This is a genomic window from Aeromonas sp. MTB (genome assembly GCF_056632455.1).
The window spans coordinates 3,251,111-3,268,080 of sequence record NZ_CP147026.1 but is presented as its reverse complement, the minus strand read 5'-3'; the positions used below and the strand labels follow the sequence as shown (position 1 = coordinate 3,268,080).

Here is a 16,970-nt window from a genome sequence, read left to right as displayed (position 1 = left end):
TGGGCTTTTTTGTATCCGGAATTTCAACTGACATAGACGATAATAATGGCCCGGGTTGTCCCGGGGCCATTTTCACGTTGAATGGTGGCTTAGATCCGTCCCTGATAGCGCAGGGGGAAGCGGCCTTGACTGTCGGGCTGGCCGAGGAAGGGGAGCCCCTGCTGCATCTGTGGTGGCAGTGCCGGGCCCGGCTTCAGGGTGCCCTGGAACAGGTATTGGCCATTGGGTTGCAGCTCGAGGCGACCCATGGTCTGCACCGCATCGGAGCCCTGCTTGAGTTCGGCCACCAGTTTGGAGTCGAGGCAGGTGAGTTTCAGCTCGGGGTCAGCCAGATCCAGCTTGCCCGCCGGGGTATCGGCGCTGGCGTTGTACCAGTCGAGGTTGCCATAGAGGTTGTCACACCAGGGGTTGCCCTGGGCAAACTGCTCCACTTTGAGCTGCAGCTGGCCGGTGACGGTGATCGGGATCGGCAGGCGCATCGGCACCCGGTTCAGCAACCAGGGAGCGGGGGCGTTAAGGGTCAGGTCACGGCCGAAGGCGGAGCCATTCCAGCCGACAACGCCCTGACCATTGAGGCCATTGCGATCGCCAAAGCGTATGGCCACTTCGGGGGCGAAGCGCAGCAGCGACCAGCCGTTGAGATCCCAGCGCAGCTGGTTCACCGATTCGCTGGCATATTGCAGTCGGGCAATCTGGCCACTCCAGAGGGTGCCGCTCACCCCTTCCAGTTTCAGCAGGTTGGCAATGTTGGCAGGCAGCGGCAGATGGCGAGCCACCAGCGCCGCGGGCAGGGTCGCCAGCAGGAAGACGAAGTAGGCTGCCAGAAACAGGCTGGCAATCAGGATGCGTTTTTTCATTGTGGACGACTCAACTGCAAACGTCTGACCTTGACCAGACCCGGGGCCAGATCCTCGCGGGCGATCTCGATGATTTGAACCTGAATACCGTGCTGCTCCACCAGAGTGGAGAGCCAGAGCAGCAAGTCATCGAACTGGACCGTGTCGATCCACACTTGCAGCTCCTGCGCCTGGGGTTGCAGCCGGGCAATCTTGATCTTGTGGTTGAAGGCGGTGCGGTTGACCACCCCTTCCAGGGTGCCGCTGGTATCGATCTGGCGACCCGAGCCCCCTTGCATGGCCAGCACCTCTTCCCCCTTCTCCTTGAGCCAGGCGAGGGTCTGCTGCTGGTTCTGCACCTGCCGCTCCCGCTCTGCGATGCGGTTGGCTATGGGCTGCCAGACGCTCCAGTAGAAGAGACCGACCAGCAGCAGAACGCCACCCGTGACCACCAGCCGCTGTTCCCGTGCGGTGATGCCGTGCCACCAGCTCTGCAATTTTTCCATCATGATGATTTACCCTTGAGCACCAGTGCGCCCTCTACCTTGCCCTCGGTGCTGCGCACCTCGCCTTGCTGTACCTCGAATTGCTTGCCAGCCAGCTCACGGAACCGCTCGATCTCGGCAAAGCCGGGAGCGGTCACCTGCAGCCTCAGCTCGCGGCGACTGGCATCAAAGCGCATCACCTGCGGCTTGAGGCCGGGTACTTCGGCAAAGGTGGGGGCCAGCTCGGTGAGCATCAGCAGTACGCCGTTTTGCGGGGCTTGTCCCATCTGTTGCAGATGCTGGGTCATCTGGCTGCGCACGTTCACGATGCGGCTCTCACCCGGGAAGATGCGGGTATAGACGGCGCGGATCTCCGCTTTCAGCGCCTTGTCCTGCTCGGTGAGCTGATAGAGTTGCACCCCGCGCTGGCCGAGGGCCACCAGCAGCAACAGACCCGCGGTGATGGCTACCTTGCGCCACTGCAACCAGTAGCGGGCATATTCGGTCTGCGGCCGGTAGGAGCCGGTCAGCAGGTTGGCGCGGCAGGTGAGGGCCCCCTTGGCCAGCAGCAGCATGGGCAGCTCGGGCTCCGCCGCCTGCCAGTTGGCGGCTGCAATGGCGGGCACCGGGGTGTGGCTGTGGATGGTGACTGGCTCGACTTCGGTTGCCAGCAAGATGGCCAGCAGCGGTTCGTCGGCGACGATCCCCTGACAGGGCCCCTGGCGTACCAGCCACTCATTGCCGAGTTGCAGCGCAGACCAGCCATCAGCGGCCTGTGGCAGCGCCAGCACATCGGGCAGCAGTTGCAGGCTCTTGAGGCCAGCGGCATCGAGCCAGCCGAGCCACTCGCCCATCTTCTGCCGATCCACCGCCATCAGGTCGACCTGTTGCCCTTCGTGGGCCAGCACCACCAGATGGAGCTCGTCCACGTCGGAGGCGATCTGCTCCTCCAGCAGGTAGGGGAGGGCCGCCGCCGACTGGCGGTTGTAGCGACCCGGCAGGGTGACGCGCCGGAAGATCAGATCGCTGCCCGGCACTAGCGTGACCACGGGGCGGCCACCGGCCCGCTCCTGCAGCTCGCCCAGGGCATCGGCCGAAGGCAGGGTGCCGGAGGCGATGATCTCCTGCTCCTGACCGGACCAGACCAGCCAGGCCACGGGTTGTTGTTTATTGGTCCCCAGTCGGATGACCAGACTTTCGCTCACGCATCTCTCTCCTGCGATACCGGTTTGCAAAGGGCGTTGTGCGCCCTGGCAACCGGTGCGCAGCCCGCAGGCTGCATCCAACATCTCTCGTACCCGCAGGCGATGGCCTGCAGGTGCGCTGTTTATTCGGCGCCGCTACTGAGCCGGCGCAGCATCACCAGTTTATTGTCCTTGCCCCGCTGGAACAGGGTTTCGAGCCAGGCCCGGTTATCGCCGACCTCGGCCACGACTCGGGCTTCGAAGAAGTCGCTCTTGACCACCAGCGCCTCTTTCAGCCCTTTCACCGCATCGACCGGAGCGAGCATGTCTGTCATCAGCTTGCTCTCTTTCCACCCCTTCTGTGGCCGCTCGTTCAGCACTCGCTTGGCGTCATCCAGCCCGATAGTGCCCAGATAAAGGGCAACCAGCAGCTCGGGGCGCTCGGGGGCAAGGGTATTGATATTGATCTTCAACTTGTCGCTGGGCAGGGTGCAGACATAGGGGGCCAGTTTGGCATAGACCCTGGCCGTCACCCCGCGCACCGCCCTCAGCTCATCCTTGCCCAGCATCCACTGGTTGGCGGTCAGATAGGGTGGCTTGAGCCCCTCGTAATAGGCGTCCTCTGCGCCAAGGCTGGAGACCAGCACCGTATCCTTGTCAGTCCAGTCACGGATGGCGTCGGTGAGCTGGGCCGCCTCGTAATCATCCATCGCCAGCTGCTTGAGCAGTTCGCGAAACACCTGCACCGGATAGGGCTGCTGCGCCAGCTCCTCGCCGCTCCCCGCCTTGGAGGCCACGCTCAGGCTGTTGAGGTTGAAGCAGGATTGCAGGTCGGTCACCTCGCCCTTGAGCTGGCCATCGTCCACCGGAAAGACAGTGTTCTTGCGGGCCCAGTTCTGGCTGAGGTTGACCACCTCGGGATTGTCCTTGAAATCCTGCGTCAGCACCTTGCTCACCAGCGCCTCTGCCGAGAGGGCATACCACCACGCCTGTTTGCCTGTGGTGATGTTGGCGGTGCGGCGCAGCTCAAGCTGCAGGCGGCCGCTCATATTGCTGGCGATGATCACCATTACCGAGAGGATCAGCAGCACCACCAGCAACGCCATACCGCGCTGGCGATCGGGTGCGGCGAGATTAGCCCGCATTGGCGCCCCCTCCGTTCTGGCTGTCACCATTACCGCCATTGGTATTGCCGTTGCCGCCGTTGTTCCCGTTATTGCTGTTGTTGCCGCCCCCCTGGTCGGGGTTGCTGCTCTGGCTGTTCTCTTCGGCGCGCTGGCCACCGGCACCAATCAGGAACTGGCGGCGAATGGTGCCGTAATCTTCCAGATCCAGCTCCACTGCCAGCCCGTGGGGCAGCACGCTGCGCTGGGTCCACTCCTCTTTCCAGTTGCCCTTGTCGAAGAAGTAGAGGCGAAACGCCGTGACCCCCGCCAGCACCGGCTGGATGCGTGGCTCGGTGCCGATCACCGGATCCGGATAGAGGTAGCTCAGGCGCTCCAGCTTCTGATCCTTGAGGCGCCAGCCGACCCGTTGCAGATGGGAGCGGGGCAGCATGCCGTCCGGGTTGAGCCAGCCGCTGCGCATAAAAGCCATGCCCCAGTCATCGCTCTGCTGGCCGAACCGGGAAGCCGCCAGCAGCACCTTGTTGTTCTCCCCTTCGATGCGACCGCTGCGCGGCACCATCTGGGTGATGTCTCGCTCCAGCAGGGTGAAAGCGAGTTGCAGTTCGTTGAGGCGAGCCTCCTTGCGTTTGGCCACCTCGTCGCTGGTGAGCACCCCCTGCAGCACCTGATAGGCGCCCATGCTGAGGCTGGCGAAGATGGCGATCGCCACCAGCATTTCGAGCAGGGTAAAACCGGCGTGACGGACGGGGCGAGGCGTGCGGGCAACGTTCTGGGTCATCGGCTGATATAAGTCCGCATCATGGCGACCGGGTTCTCGGCTTTGGCCTCGGTACGCACTTCCATATCGAGTGCCCGAAAGTTGTTGTCGGCGGTGGCGACGCCGCGATAGCGCCAGTACCAGGTGCTGCCCGCCATCTGCTCATCCCCTTCCACCCAGCTGTCGCCGGGCCACTTGTTCTCGAGCTTCTGTTGCACCAGCTGGTTCTCTACCACCCAGGTGGCGAGTGTCTTCTGCTCCAGATAGTTGAGGGCCGAGAGGTGTTCGCTGGCGGTTTTCATTACCGCGAGACCCGCGATGGCAAAGACGGCCAGTGCGACCATGACTTCGAGTAGTGTCATGCCCCGGGCTTTCATTCGCTCACCTCTTCATCTTCATCACCGGTGAGCAGGGTGAGGCGGCCGAACTCGTCCCCCTTGACGATGCGGGTGTAGCGGGCATCGTCATCCTGCTGGGTGAAGGTGAGCACGAACGGGCTCAGTTCGCCGCCCGGGAAGATGAGCAACTGCGGCGTGCGCTCCTTCTCGTCGCGCTTCTGTTCGGTTTTCTCGTCGGAGTCCGGCTGCCAGCCAAAGCCTTCCAGCTCCAGCGCCAGCGTCATGTTCTCGGCCAGTTGCACCGGCCCCAGCTGCTTGTCGCCAGTCAGGGCCAGCCACTTGCGATCCTTGGCCTGGCGCTGCATAAACTGCCAGCCGTTATCCTCGATGCGAATGCCTACCAGCCGACCATCCATCACCGCGTACTCCTGCGCCAGCTGCAGCGTCGCCATCAGGCGACGCGCCTGCTTGTCCAGTTCCCTATCCCCTCTGGCGCCTCCCATGCTGAGGGTGACGGCGGTGGCCACCAGCCCCATCAGCATGGCGACCAGCAACACTTCCAGCAGAGTAAAGCCGGATTGGCGATGAAAGGAGAGAGCCCGCTTCATGCAGTCAGCTCACAAGGAGTGCGGTGGCGACATATCACTTATTGGAAATCCTTCAGGTTCCAGTTGCCGATGTCGTCATCGGTACCGGCTTCACCATCCAGACCCATGGAGAAGATGTCGATCTTGCCGAACTGGCCCGGGCTCAGCAGCTGGTACGGGTTGCCCCAGGGATCTTGCGGCAGGCGCTTGATGTAGCCGCCATCGCGGTAGCTGCGCGGCGCCGGATCGATAGAAGGCTTGGTCACCAGCGCGTCCAGACCCTGTTCTGTGGTCGGGTAGCGGTTGTTGTCCAGCTTGTACATGTCGAGGGCGTTTTCCAGCGCCACGATATCGGAGACCGCTTTCTGCTGGTCAGCCTTCTCCTTGTTGCCCATCAGGTTGGGCACCACCAGACTGGCCAGAATGCCGAGGATCACGATGACCACCATGACTTCCAGCAGGGTAAAACCGGATTGACGACGTTTGTTCATGAGTTGCTCCGTAACGAATGAGATGGGATGGCCCATCAGAGAGTGATCACTGGGTGGGTTCGACGGGCCGCCAGCGGCGCCACCGAACACCGGAAACTTACATATTCACCATATTGTTGAGCTCGAGGATCGGCTGCAGGATCGACATCACGATAAACAGCACCACCCCGGCCATGGAGACCACCAGCATGGGTTCGAACACCCCGAGGGCGATATTGACCTGGGATTCAAACTCCCGATCCTGGTTGTCTGCCGCCCGCTCCAGCATGCTGTCGAGCTCGCCGCTCTGCTCGCCGGAGGCGATCATGTGCAGCATCATGGGCGGGAAAATCTTGGTCTCGGTCAGCGACTTGCGCAGACTGGTCCCCTCGCGCACCCGTTCGGCGGCCTCGAGAATGCGCATTCTGGCAAAGTCGTTGGAGAGCACTTCGCCGGAGATCTTCATCCCCTCCAGCAGCGGCACCGCACTGGCATTGAGGATGCTTAACGTGCGAGCGAAGCGGGCGGTGTTGAGACCACGGCTGACCCGGCCAATCACCGGCAGGCCGAGCAGCACCTGATGCCAGCGTCGGCGACGCTTTTCATCGGTGAGCCACCAGCGCCAGACAAAGCTGCCAAGGAAGATCAGCAGCAGGAACCAGAGGCCGTAGGCCTGCATCAGCTCGCTGGTACCGATGAGAAAACGGGTGGTGCCCGGCAGCTGCTGACCCATGTGTTCAAACTGGGCCACTACCTTGGGTACCACGGCGGTAAGCAGGATCGAGATAACCCCGATGGCGACACAGGTGAGCACTATGGGGTAGATCATCGCCTGCAGCAGCTTGGTGCGCATATGCTGGCGCTGCTCGGTGTAGTCGGCGAGGCGGTTGAGCACCTTCTCCAGATGGCCCGATTTTTCACCGGCCGCCACCATGGAGCGAAACAGCTGGTCGAACACATGGGGAAAAGCCCCCAGCGAGTCGGCCAGCGAATAACCTTCCACCACCTTGCTGCGCACGGTCGCCACCAGAGAGCGCAAGTGGGCCTTTTCGCACTGCTCGGCCACCGCTTTGAGCGCCTCTTCGATGGTGAGACCGGCCCCCACCAGGGTGGCCAGCTGGCGAGTGATCAGGGCCAGCTCGGCAGTGCTGGCACCGCGCCGAAACAGGGCGAAGCGGGTCGCTTCCCGTTTCGCCTTCTCGGTGGTCTCGTTCACCTCGAGGGGAGTGAGCCCCTGTTCGCGCAGCAGCTGGCGTACCTGACGGGCCGAGTCGCCCTCCATCACGCCGCTCTTGCTGCGCCCCTTGTTGTCGAGGGCCTTGTATTCGAATGCCGCCATCTCAATCTTCCCGGGTCACGCGCAGTACCTCTTCGAGGCTGGTCTGCCCCTTGAGGACCTTGTCGATGCCGTCACGGCGGATGCTGGGGGTGTGGCCGCGGATCAGCCGCTCGATGGCGAGCTCGCCGCTGGCACTGTGAATGGCTTCACGCACCGCTTCGTCGATCACCACCAGCTCGTGGATGCCGGTCCGGCCACGGTAGCCGGTGTGGTTGCACAGCTCGCAGCCGACCGGACGCCACACCTGCTGATCAGGGGCCAGCTCGATGCCCATGGCGAGGCGCTCCTGCTCGGTGATGGGGCGCGGGGCACGGCAATCGGGGCAGAGGGTGCGCACCAGCCGTTGGGCCAGCACCGCCAAGAGCGACGAGGAGAGCAGGAAGGGCTCGATCCCCATGTCCCGCATCCGGGTGATGGCGCCGATGGCGGTGTTGGTGTGCAGGGTCGACATCACCAGGTGACCGGTGAGGGACGCCTGCACCGCAATCTGGGCGGTTTCCAGATCTCGAATTTCCCCCACCATCACCACATCCGGATCCTGACGCAAGATGGCGCGCAGGCCGCGGGCGAAGGTCATGTCCACCTTGGTGTTGACCTGGGTCTGGCCCACCCCTTCGAGGTCATACTCGATGGGGTCTTCCACCGTCAGAATGTTGCGATCCCGAGAGTTGATTTCAGACAGCGCCGCATAGAGGGTGGTGGATTTACCGGAACCGGTCGGGCCGGTGACCAGAATAATGCCGTGGGGCTTGCGAATAAGCTCGCTGATGATGGTGCGGTTGGCCGCGGTCATCCCCAACTGCTTGAGCTCGAGGCGCACGTTGTTCTTGTCGAGCAGACGAAGTACCACCCGCTCGCCGTAGCTGGACGGCATGGTGGAGACCCGTACGTCGACGGCGCGGCCGCCGATACGCAACGAGATACGGCCATCCTGCGGCACCCGCTTCTCGGCGATATCCATCCGCGACATCACCTTGATCCGCGAGACCAGCAGTGATGCCAGCTTGCGATGGGGGCGCAGGATCTCCCGCAGTACCCCATCGATACGAAAACGGATCACCAGTGCCCGCTCGAAGGTCTCGATATGGATATCGGAGGCCTCTTCCTTGATCGCCTCGCTCAACATGGCGTTGATGAGGCGAATGATGGGGGCGTCGTCATCGGCATCCAGCAGATCTTCGCTTTGCGGCAGCTCTTCGGCCAGGGCGAAGAAGTCCATCTCGTTGCCGAGATCTTCCATCAGCTGGCGCGCCTCGGAGGAGTCGCGCTGGTAGTGGGCCATCAGCAGCTCTTCGAAGGCCTCGTTGTCGAGCTGCTCCACCGCGAAGCTGCAACCCGCTACCCGCCGTACTTCCAGCAGGGCTTGCGGGGTGACACCGGGGCGGCACTGCAGCACGGGGGCGCCGTCCCGCTCAATCAGGATCACCCCGAAATTGCGGGCAAAGACAAAGGGGAGCTCGGGCAGTGGCGCAGGCCCGACGCTTCCATCCAGATGGTAGGCACTCATCAGGGCTTACTCTGCACAAACGGGGTGGTGGTCTCGACAGTGCTTTGCTGTCTGCTCCGCATCTCGTTGATCTGCTTCTGGATCTCTTTTTGCAGCTCGGGCGACACCATCACATCCTGGCCATAGGCAGGCAATACCTGACGGGCGGGGGAGGTGAGATACCCCTCCTGCGAGGCGGCATTGAGCTGCTCGGCGCGGAACAGGGAGTACTTGTTGCTGGAGACTCCGGTATAGACGTCCGCATCACGCAAGATGGTTGGCCGGATAAAGACCATCAGGTTGCGCTTGGAGGTGGTGTTGGAGGTGGAGCGGAACAGATAGCCCAGCACCGGGATATCGCCCAGCAAGGGCACCTTGGAGACCTGCTCCTTGGTCTGTTCGTCCATCAAACCGCCCAGCACCACGGTTTCGCCGCTTTTGACCAGCACCGCGTTCTTGACGGTACGGGTATCGAAAGTGGGGCCAAGGTTGGCGGTACCGGTCGCCTGGGTCTGGGCGACGCTGGAGACCTCCTGCTCGATATTGAGCAGCACCGAATCCCCTTCGTTGATCTGCGGGGTCACCACCAGCTTGGTGCCCACCGTCTTGCGTTCGATGGTGTTGAACACCTGATCGCTGGTGGTGGAGCTTTGCGAACCGCTCTGGACCGGGACCTCCTGACCGACGTTGAAGGAGGCCTCCTTGTTGTCCATGGTGACGATACTCGGGGTGGAGAGAATATCGTTCTTGGTATTGGAGGCCAGCGCCGTGGCCAGCATGGCCCAGTCGCCGTGATAGAAACCGGCGGCCATGCCGTTGAACTCTTTCAGCAGACCGGCAGCGGTGTCGGTCTTGCCATTCTGGTAATCCTTGCCCGCCGCAATGGCGCTGCCGAGAGGCAGACCTGAGTTGGTGAACTGGGTGCCACCGCCGTTGGCATTGCCCCACTGGACGCCAAGGCTGAGGCCGTCGCCATCCTGCATCTCGACGATGATCGCCTCCACCAGCACCTGGGCGCGGCGGATATCGAGCTTGGCCACCACCTGCTCCAGTTCGGACATCACGTCCGGCTGGGCGGTGATGACCAGCGCATTGGTGGTCTCGTCGGCTGAGATGGCCAGCTTGCCACCGCCGATGCTGGCGCCACCTGTGGTTGCGCCGCCGCCCTTCTTGTCGGCCTCGATGCTGGAGCTGACCCCCTTGAGCACCTCGACCATGTCTTTGGCCTTGCCATATTTGAGGTAGAAGACCCGGGTGTTGCCCTGGCTTTGCAGGTCGCGGTCGAGCTGGCGCACCATCTGGATGATGCGGGCGCGCGCTTTCGGCTCACCACTCACCACCACAGAGTTGGTACGCTCGTCGGCCACCACCTTGGGGGATAGCAGCAGGGAGGCGGTGCCGCCCTGGGGGTTGCCATCCTTGTTGAGGTTGGTCACCAGCCGCACCATTTCCCCCGCCGAGGCGAACTTGAGCTTGATGATGTCCACATCCTGATCGCCTGCGCGGTCGACCCGGTTGACCACTTCCACCAGACGGTTGACCACGGCGGCGCGGCCGGTGATCAGCAGCACGTTGGAGGGCTCGTAGTGCACCACGTTGCCACCACCGGCGTTGTCGTTGAGCTGGCGCAGCAACGGCGCCAGTTCACGGACCGAGACGTTGCGCACCGGCACTACTCTAGTCACCATCTCGTCGCCCATGCCCGGGTTGCTGCCATCCACCACCGGAATGGCGGAGGTCTTGGCATCCCGCGAGCGCAGCACCTTGAGCACTCCGTTGTCCATCGGCACCACGGCAAAGCCGTAGACGTCGAGCACGCTCAGGAAGAACTGGTAGTACTGCTCCTCATTGAGCAGGTCGTAGCTGCGCACGTTGATCTTGCCGCGCACCGAGGGCTCTATGATGATGGTTTTATTGAGGTTCTTGCCCACCGTATTGATGAACTCTTCAATGTCGGCGTTCTTGAAACTGGCAGAGTATTCGGTGGCCCAGGCTGAGCCCGCCATCATCAGTGCCGCTGCGATAGTGGCCAGACGCCAGCATTTCCCTTTAGTGGTCATTATTGGTACGACTCCAAATCATTATTCTGACAAGCGCACATAGATGTCGAACTGTTCGCCCTGTCGCTCGACGGTCACTGTCATTTCCGTTGCGCCAGCCATCTGCTGCATCGCCTGCATGGCTTGCATGTTGTCCCGTAAATCCAGCCCGTTGATGCTGATGGCCAGGTCATTGGCCTGCAGCCCGCTCTGGTTGAAAAACTCAGGATTGCTGCCCGGATTGAGGCGATAGCCGGTCATGCGGCCATCCACCTGAACCGGTGAAATATTGAGGTAATCGGTGATCTTGCCCGGATCGGCCATCAGCTCGCTGCGCAGGGAGCCAAGGGGAGCGGTGTTGGTCTGCGGCAGCGGCTTGCCATACTCCTCGCCATCCAGCATCAGGGTCTCGTCGCGGCCATCCCGCTCGATGATCACCCGATCCGGATAGACCTGCCGGATCCGCGCCTGGGTGCCGTCAATCATGTCACCGACCCCGTAGGAGTTCTGGATGCCGGACATGGCGATGATGGCGATGGATTTGGCGGGATCTGAGCTTGCCAACACTCCGTTGAGCTGGGCATTGAGCTGGGTACGCGGCGCATTGGCGGCCACGGCGGCTTTGGCCTGTGCCTTGGGGATCGCCTTGCCAAACAGCGCCAGTCGGCTTACCTCGCCCAGTTCAAGGCGCGGGTTGCTCTGGCCGTTGACCGCCACTGCGGAGGGTTGCCACGGTTGGCTGGTTTGCGGGCTTGCCAGGGTGAGCAGACGCCAGGTGAGGGCGGCGCTCTGCTGGGCCAGCATGATCAGCAGCGCCAGAAAGGCCACCTGGGTGACTCTGGTCATGGGAAGCCGCCGGCACTGGGCCAGCAGCATGGTCAAGATGTCATCCCTGAATCGTAGCGTCATATTAATCAACAAATTCCAGGCTCTGGGGCGGCTGCGTATTGTGTACGGCCGGTGGCTGTGACACAACGGGTCGGGGCGCGCCAAACCGTAAAAATGGATATTTCATCACACCGTAAACCTTTGAATGCTCACAAAAGTGGCACTCAGGTGAGGTGCATCCTGCTTGCCAGCGAATATCAGGGTACGGTGCGTACTCACCCTCGCCAATCCTGCAGCGCCTTGAGGGTCACGCTCTGTCCGGCGACCTGCAGCACTATGTATTGCTGGTCGATGGTGGCGAGCACGACTCCCGGGGCGATTTCGCTCCCCTCCCGGTATTCCCGGCCATTGAGCACCACGGCGCGCTTGGCGGGGTTGGAGGAGAATACATGAGAGCCATAGCTCAATTGCGGGACCTGCTGGCGCACCGATTGGGGTGCCGAGCCCAGCGCCATCAACTGGGCTGGTTGCACGTTGTTCTGGCCGGTGGCGTGTGGCGTCTCCTGCAATGGGGTTTCATTGAGGGCTTTCATCAGCTGCTCGGCCAGACTCAGCGCGGGGGTATTCCCCTGACTGGTCCCCTCGTTTTTGGCCACTGCTCTGGGTTGTACCACCGGTTCCGGCAGGGGCGGGGGCAGCGGACGGGTCACCATTGCCTTGGGTTCGACCCGCACGAAGGGCGGAGTGATCACCTCTTTCACCTCCACCTTCTCCTCGATGGGGCGCAGGTGGAGCAGATGCCAGCCATAGTTGGCGCCCGCCCCCAGCAGCAAGGCCAGGGGAGCCAGCAGCCAGCCGATGCGGCGTGGGCTGCGCTCCTCTTCCCGGGGCATGGGCAAGCCCATGGCTGGAATATGGGCGGAGAGTTGCGGTTGCTGCGCACGGCGCAGCGCCTTGAGCAGGGTAGACATCAGGAGGCCTCCTCCAGTCTGGGCATGGGTTCACCGGAGAGGGCGTTGAGACGCAGCAGGGTGTTGCTGCCCGCGATGCCATCAGGGGTGAGCCCCTGGTCTCGCTGGAACTGCTGCAGCTTGTTCTTGAGCTCGCCATCGAAGCGGCGCACCTTGCGTTCGGGTTGTTGCAACGCACGGCTGAGGGCATTGTCGAGCCACTGGATCTGGGTCTGACCGGCATTGCTGGCGATCAGGCTGACGCCCCCTTTCGGCATGCGCCAGAGCAGGGTGTAGCTGCCGCCCCAGTTGTCGCTGAGCCACTGGCGATCCACCTGCCAGCTCTGGTCACCTATCATCAGGCTGGCCTTGTTCGGCCCCAGATTGACCAGAGTCGCGTAGTAGAGGCCGCCAGTCTGGTCAGTGAGCGTGATCATGGCGGGATACTGCAGGGCGCGCAGCTCATCGAGGCTTGCCTCTCCCTCCTGACAGCGCAGACCGGCACGGGGGGCGTTATCGCAGGTTGCTTCGAACGGTTCCGGTTCATAACCCCAGACCCGATAGAGATTCTGCATGGCGCTGTCGGGGTCGATGGCCTGATTGATCGCCTCGGTCAGCTGCTCCTGCTGCTCGGCGGTCTCGTCGATGGTGACCGGCACCTCGACCTTGACTACCGGACGGGTAGGGAACACGCCGAATAATTGCCAACCCCACCAGCCTGCGGCCACCAGCAGGGCGCCCGCCAGCGTCACCATCAGACCGGAGGCCCAGCTTCCTTCGTCCCGAACGCCATTGACCTCGAAGGCGGCCTGGCTGATATCGCTGTGGACAATCTTGTAGCTGCCACGGGCGAAAGCGGCGATCAGGGCGCGGTCGCAGATGAGGTTGATGAAACGGGGGATGCCGCCACTCAGGCGATGGAGCGTCTTGATTGCGCGCGGGGTGAAGATGGGTTGTACGCAGCCTGCGACTTGCAGCCGGAAGCGGACGTAGGCATCCACATCGCTGTGAGAGAGCGGCAGCAGGTGATAGCGGGCGGTAATGCGCTGGGCCAGCTGGCGCAGCAGGGGTTGGCGCAGCATCTGTTGCAGCTCGGGCTGACCGATCAGCACCACCTGCAGCAGTTTTCGTTCGTCGGTTTCGAGGTTGGTGAGCAGACGCAGCTGCTCCAGTACGCCGGGCAGCAGGTGCTGCGCCTCATCCACCAGTACCACGCTGCGTTTGCCTGCCGCCAGGTTGGCCAGCAGGTGATCGCGAATAAGGTCGAACAGCCGCTTGATCCCGGCATCTTCGGGATAGGGGAGTTGAAACTCGTCGCAGATGGCGGCCAGCAGATCCCGTTCGGTCAGGGAGGGGTTGAGGATATAGGCGATCTCGGTCTCGGCGGGGAGCTGTTGCAGCAGGCAGCGGGAGACGGTGGTCTTGCCGGTGCCCACTTCGCCGGTCAGCAGCACAAAGCCGCCGCCATCCTGCAATCCATAGTTGAGATGAGCAAGGGCTTCGCCGTGGCGCTCGCTCATATAGAGGTACTTGGGATTGGGCGAGATGGAAAACGGGTGTTCCGAGAGGCCGAAGAACTGTGTGTACATGAGGGTATTCTTTTGTAGCCGGCGACAGATGAAAAATGTCTCCGGATGATAGCAAACCTCGCTTTCATTGGAAGCCATCATTGGCGCTGGAGGGCAAATTGCGGCCTTTTCCTGCCATCTTGTGATCCCGGTTGCGTCATCGGCACGAATCCGGATCACAAAATGACAAAAAATAGCTGTAAATAAAGGGAAATATCAATATGGGCGCGGCGTGGCAAATGCCGTCAACATGGCGCTGAACCGGCAATGGTTGGACCTGTTTGTGTACAATTTATGACGCCGGTTGCCCTGTCAGCCATCAGGGCAGCTGGTCGGAATGTACTTGCTCAGCGGTGATCCTGAAACTGCGCGGCAATCTCCCTGAACTGCGCCTCACAGGCGAGAAACGCCGCGACGATGCCGGGATCAAAATGGCTGCCGCTCCCCTTCACGATGATCTCCTTCGCTTCCTCATGGCTGAAAGCAGGTTTGTAGACCCGTTTCGAGATGAGGGCATCGTAGACATCCGCTACCGCCATCAGCCGCCCGGAGAGGGGAATCGCCTCACCCGCCAGCCCAGCCGGATAGCCGCTGCCATCCCACTTCTCGTGGTGGGTGAGGGAGATCTCCCGGGCCAGCCGCAGGAAGGAGTTGGAGCCCAGCTGCGCCTCGGCGCTCGCCAGCGCATCAGCACCGATCTGCGGGTGGCGCTTCATGATGGCGAACTCCTCGTCGGTCAGCTTGCCCGGTTTGAGCAGGATGGCATCGGGAATGCCCACCTTGCCCACATCGTGCAGAGGGGCCGACTTGAACAGCAGATCGATGGTGGCGTCATCGAGCGGATAGCGATCCCAATCGCTGCGACTGAGGTATTGCGCCAGCGCCTTGACGTAGTGCTGGGTGCGAATGATATGGGCGCCGGTCTCGTTGTCCCGGGTCTCCGCCAGCGAGGCGAGGCCAAGGATGGCCACGTCGCGGGTCAGGTTGAGCTCATCGCTGCGGGATTTCAGCTCGCCGATCATCTGATTGGTGCTGGCGGCGATAAGGCCAAACTCGTCATCCCGGGTGACCGGCACCCGGGCGTCGAAGTCACCGCACTGCACTCTGGCCATGGTGCTGGTCTGCTGGCGCAGGGATAGGCCGAGATTGCGACCATAACCGTGGATGATGAGGGCGAGATAACAGAAGGTCACCGTCATCACGAAGGCGATTTCCCACAGGATGTAGTGCTGGGCATCGACCCTCGGCAGGCTGCGCTCCACCGTCACCAGCCACTCCAGATCCTTGTTGAACAGCAAGAAGAAGACGCCTCCCAGCAGGGTGAGGGTCGCCAGGGTAAAGAGGGTGAACTTGCGTGGCAGCGGCATGGCCAGCGGGTGGCTCAGTGCCAGGCTCTGCTCGGCTTGCCGTGCTCTGGCCCGATGCCAATCCCGCTCCAGAGTCAGGTCGGCCGCTACCAGAAAGCCGAGGGTGGTCATCCCCAGCAGCACCTTGAGGTGACTCTCCAGCGGAAAGTCGTGGGCCAGGGCGTTGTAGCCCGAGAGCAGCAGTGCTCCCAGCAGGTAGAAACCCACCTCCAGTCCAAACCCGTCCAGCCCGTTGCGCGCCAAGGGCCGACTTGAGAGCAGCCAATTGCGCACGGCGAACATGATGGCAAACGTCACCAGGGTCGGCCCCAGTAACTGGGGCAGGGTGAGACTCTCGAGAAACGGGCAAACCTGCCAGCCATAGAGACAAAATAGTGACAGGGTTACCCCGTAGTGCAGGGCGCAGCGCCCCGTGATCCTCTGCATATTCCCACCCATGTTGCTGGTTATTGTTATGTCGGCGGGAGGCCCGCCATTACAGGCGCCGCAGCAGCAGGCTACCTATGGAGTAGCCTGCGCCAAAGGAGCACAGTACGCCGCGAGCCCCCGCAGGAAGGTCGCGATTGTACAGATGAAACGCGATGATGGAACCCGCCGAGCTGGTATTACCATAGCTATCAAGAATGACCGGCGCCTCCTGCTGGCTGGCATCGTGGCCGAGCAGTTTGCGGCCGATGAACTGGTTCATGGTGAGGTTGGCCTGATGGAGCCAGAGCCGGTTCAGGCTCTCGGCGGGCCAGCCCTGCTCATCGAGTTGGTTGGCAATCTGGTCGCACACCAGCGGTAACACCTCCTTGAACACCTTGCGCCCCTGCTGGCGAAACAGCTTGTCGTCGCCGTAGCGGGTACGCGGGCTCAGCCGGTTCAAAAAGCCGAAGTTGTTGCGGATGTTGTTGGAGTATTGGGTCACCAGCTTGCTGGCCACCAGTTGCCACGGATTGGCCGCCTTGCAATCGGTCTCCCGCTCCAGCAGCACCGCGGTGCAGGCATCGCCGAAGATAAAGTGACTATCACGATCGCGAAAATTGAGGTGCCCCGAGCAGATCTCCGGATTAACCACCAGCGCCAGTCGGGCGGTGCCAGCCGCCAGCATGTCAGCGGCTGTCTTGATGCCGAAGGTGGCGGACGAGCAGGCCACGTTCATGTCAAAGGCCATGCCGCTCGCCCCCAGATAATGCTGCAGCTCGATGGCCAGCGCTGGATAGGGACGCGGCATGTTGGAGGCGGCGACGATCACCAGATCGATCTCGCCGGGCTCGCGACCGGCGGCGATCAGCGCCTGCTCGGCGGCGGCCACCGCCATCTCCACCATGATGGAGGGCATCTCATCGGGCCGCTCCGCCAGCAGCGGCTGCATGATGTCGGGGTTGAGCACCCCCTCGCGGCTCACCAGATAACGGCTCTTGATGCCGGAGGCCTTCTCGATGAACTCGCAACTGGAATGCTGCTTGGCGGGGAGCTGGCCGGCGTCGATGGCGGAGGCGTTCTCCTCGTTGTAGAGATCCACATACTGGTTGAAAGCGGCCACCAGCTCTTCATTGCTGACGGCAAAGGGTGGGGTATAGAGGCCTGAGCCACTGATCACGATAGAGGTCATCTTTGCTCCTCG

The 16,970-nt window shown here is 62.3% G+C and carries 15 protein-coding genes and 1 pseudogene; all 16 read right to left on the bottom strand.

The features are described 5' to 3' along the window. Positions 1-89 precede the first annotated feature (89 nt). Positions 90-857, bottom strand: a complete 768-nt coding sequence (gene exeN / locus WBR25_RS14890) for a GspN family type II secretion system protein ExeN (RefSeq protein WP_479748467.1) — start codon at positions 855-857, stop codon at positions 90-92. Then, positions 854-1,345: a GspM family type II secretion system protein ExeM gene (gene exeM / locus WBR25_RS14885; protein ID WP_042083641.1), complete on the bottom strand. Its 492-nt coding sequence runs from the start codon at positions 1,343-1,345 to the stop codon at positions 854-856. The genes exeN and exeM overlap by 4 nt, the downstream gene beginning before the upstream one ends. Continuing rightward, positions 1,342-2,526, bottom strand: coding sequence for a GspL family type II secretion system protein ExeL (gene exeL / locus WBR25_RS14880; protein WP_479748464.1), 1,185 nt, complete (start codon positions 2,524-2,526; stop codon positions 1,342-1,344). Before exeL ends, exeM begins: the two co-directional genes overlap by 4 nt. A 122-nt stretch (positions 2,527-2,648) precedes the next feature. After that, positions 2,649-3,650 carry a GspK family T2SS minor pseudopilin variant ExeK gene (exeK, locus tag WBR25_RS14875; RefSeq protein WP_479748462.1) on the bottom strand — a complete coding sequence of 334 codons (1,002 nt, stop codon included), beginning with the start codon at positions 3,648-3,650 and terminating at the stop codon, positions 2,649-2,651. 112 nt (positions 3,651-3,762) lie between these two features. Next, positions 3,763-4,410 (bottom strand): annotated as a pseudogene (gene gspJ, locus WBR25_RS14870) (type II secretion system minor pseudopilin GspJ); the annotation flags it as partial. Then, positions 4,407-4,766: a GspI family T2SS minor pseudopilin variant ExeI gene (exeI, locus tag WBR25_RS14865; RefSeq protein ID WP_021229089.1), complete on the bottom strand. Its 360-nt coding sequence runs from the start codon at positions 4,764-4,766 to the stop codon at positions 4,407-4,409. The pseudogene gspJ and the gene exeI, both read right to left, overlap by 4 nt. Continuing rightward, positions 4,763-5,335, bottom strand: coding sequence for a GspH family T2SS minor pseudopilin variant ExeH (gene exeH, locus WBR25_RS14860; protein ID WP_479748460.1), 573 nt, complete (start codon positions 5,333-5,335; stop codon positions 4,763-4,765). Before exeH ends, exeI begins: the two co-directional genes overlap by 4 nt. A gap of 38 nt (positions 5,336-5,373) precedes the next feature. Then, positions 5,374-5,805: a GspG family T2SS major pseudopilin variant ExeG gene (gene exeG, locus WBR25_RS14855; RefSeq protein ID WP_005338297.1), complete on the bottom strand. Its 432-nt coding sequence runs from the start codon at positions 5,803-5,805 to the stop codon at positions 5,374-5,376. Between the two features lie 97 nt (positions 5,806-5,902). Beyond that, on the bottom strand, positions 5,903-7,123 hold the full coding sequence (gene exeF / locus WBR25_RS14850) for a GspF family T2SS innner membrane protein variant ExeF (RefSeq protein WP_005338296.1): 1,221 nt from the start codon (positions 7,121-7,123) through the stop codon (positions 5,903-5,905). A gap of 1 nt (position 7,124) precedes the next feature. Further along, positions 7,125-8,630, bottom strand: coding sequence for a GspE family T2SS ATPase variant ExeE (exeE, locus tag WBR25_RS14845; protein ID WP_005338295.1), 1,506 nt, complete (start codon positions 8,628-8,630; stop codon positions 7,125-7,127). Then, positions 8,630-10,669 (bottom strand): GspD family T2SS secretin variant ExeD, encoded by a 2,040-nt coding sequence (gene exeD, locus WBR25_RS14840; protein WP_181222779.1) that lies wholly within the window; start codon positions 10,667-10,669, stop codon positions 8,630-8,632. The genes exeE and exeD overlap by 1 nt, the downstream gene beginning before the upstream one ends. A gap of 21 nt (positions 10,670-10,690) precedes the next feature. Beyond that, positions 10,691-11,524: a GspC family type II secretion system variant ExeC gene (gene exeC / locus WBR25_RS14835; RefSeq protein WP_129504515.1), complete on the bottom strand. Its 834-nt coding sequence runs from the start codon at positions 11,522-11,524 to the stop codon at positions 10,691-10,693. A 227-nt stretch (positions 11,525-11,751) separates the two neighbouring features. Next, a complete protein-coding gene (gene exeB, locus WBR25_RS14830; RefSeq protein WP_201991711.1) occupies positions 11,752-12,447 on the bottom strand; it encodes a GspB family T2SS assembly factor variant ExeB in 696 nt (231 codons plus the stop codon). Then, positions 12,447-14,015 carry an ExeA family protein gene (locus tag WBR25_RS14825; RefSeq protein ID WP_236357422.1) on the bottom strand — a complete coding sequence of 523 codons (1,569 nt, stop codon included), beginning with the start codon at positions 14,013-14,015 and terminating at the stop codon, positions 12,447-12,449. Before WBR25_RS14825 ends, exeB begins: the two co-directional genes overlap by 1 nt. 326 nt (positions 14,016-14,341) lie before the next feature. Beyond that, positions 14,342-15,787, bottom strand: a complete 1,446-nt coding sequence (locus tag WBR25_RS14820; protein WP_479748456.1) for an HD domain-containing phosphohydrolase — start codon at positions 15,785-15,787, stop codon at positions 14,342-14,344. Positions 15,788-15,836: 49 nt separating this feature from the next. Beyond that, positions 15,837-16,958 carry a beta-ketoacyl-ACP synthase III gene (locus WBR25_RS14815; RefSeq protein WP_139493575.1) on the bottom strand — a complete coding sequence of 374 codons (1,122 nt, stop codon included), beginning with the start codon at positions 16,956-16,958 and terminating at the stop codon, positions 15,837-15,839. Between the last annotated feature and the right edge of the window lie 12 nt (positions 16,959-16,970).

Coding starts and splice junctions, on each gene's coding strand:
- exeN (WP_479748467.1), bottom strand. CDS start 857: ATGAAAAAACGCATCCTGATTGCCAGCCTGTTTCTGGCAGCCTACTTC.
- exeK (WP_479748462.1), bottom strand. CDS start 3,650: ATGCGGGCTAATCTCGCCGCACCCGATCGCCAGCGCGGTATGGCGTTG.
- exeE (WP_005338295.1), bottom strand. CDS start 8,630: ATGAGTGCCTACCATCTGGATGGAAGCGTCGGGCCTGCGCCACTGCCC.
- exeI (WP_021229089.1), bottom strand. CDS start 4,766: ATGAAAGCCCGGGGCATGACACTACTCGAAGTCATGGTCGCACTGGCC.
- WBR25_RS14815 (WP_139493575.1), bottom strand. CDS start 16,958: ATGACCTCTATCGTGATCAGTGGCTCAGGCCTCTATACCCCACCCTTT.
- exeB (WP_201991711.1), bottom strand. CDS start 12,447: ATGTCTACCCTGCTCAAGGCGCTGCGCCGTGCGCAGCAACCGCAACTC.
- exeH (WP_479748460.1), bottom strand. CDS start 5,335: ATGAAGCGGGCTCTCTCCTTTCATCGCCAATCCGGCTTTACTCTGCTG.
- WBR25_RS14825 (WP_236357422.1), bottom strand. CDS start 14,015: ATGTACACACAGTTCTTCGGCCTCTCGGAACACCCGTTTTCCATCTCG.
- exeG (WP_005338297.1), bottom strand. CDS start 5,805: ATGAACAAACGTCGTCAATCCGGTTTTACCCTGCTGGAAGTCATGGTG.
- exeF (WP_005338296.1), bottom strand. CDS start 7,123: ATGGCGGCATTCGAATACAAGGCCCTCGACAACAAGGGGCGCAGCAAG.
- exeM (WP_042083641.1), bottom strand. CDS start 1,345: ATGATGGAAAAATTGCAGAGCTGGTGGCACGGCATCACCGCACGGGAA.
- exeD (WP_181222779.1), bottom strand. CDS start 10,669: ATGACCACTAAAGGGAAATGCTGGCGTCTGGCCACTATCGCAGCGGCA.
- WBR25_RS14820 (WP_479748456.1), bottom strand. CDS start 15,787: ATGCAGAGGATCACGGGGCGCTGCGCCCTGCACTACGGGGTAACCCTG.
- exeC (WP_129504515.1), bottom strand. CDS start 11,524: ATGCTGCTGGCCCAGTGCCGGCGGCTTCCCATGACCAGAGTCACCCAG.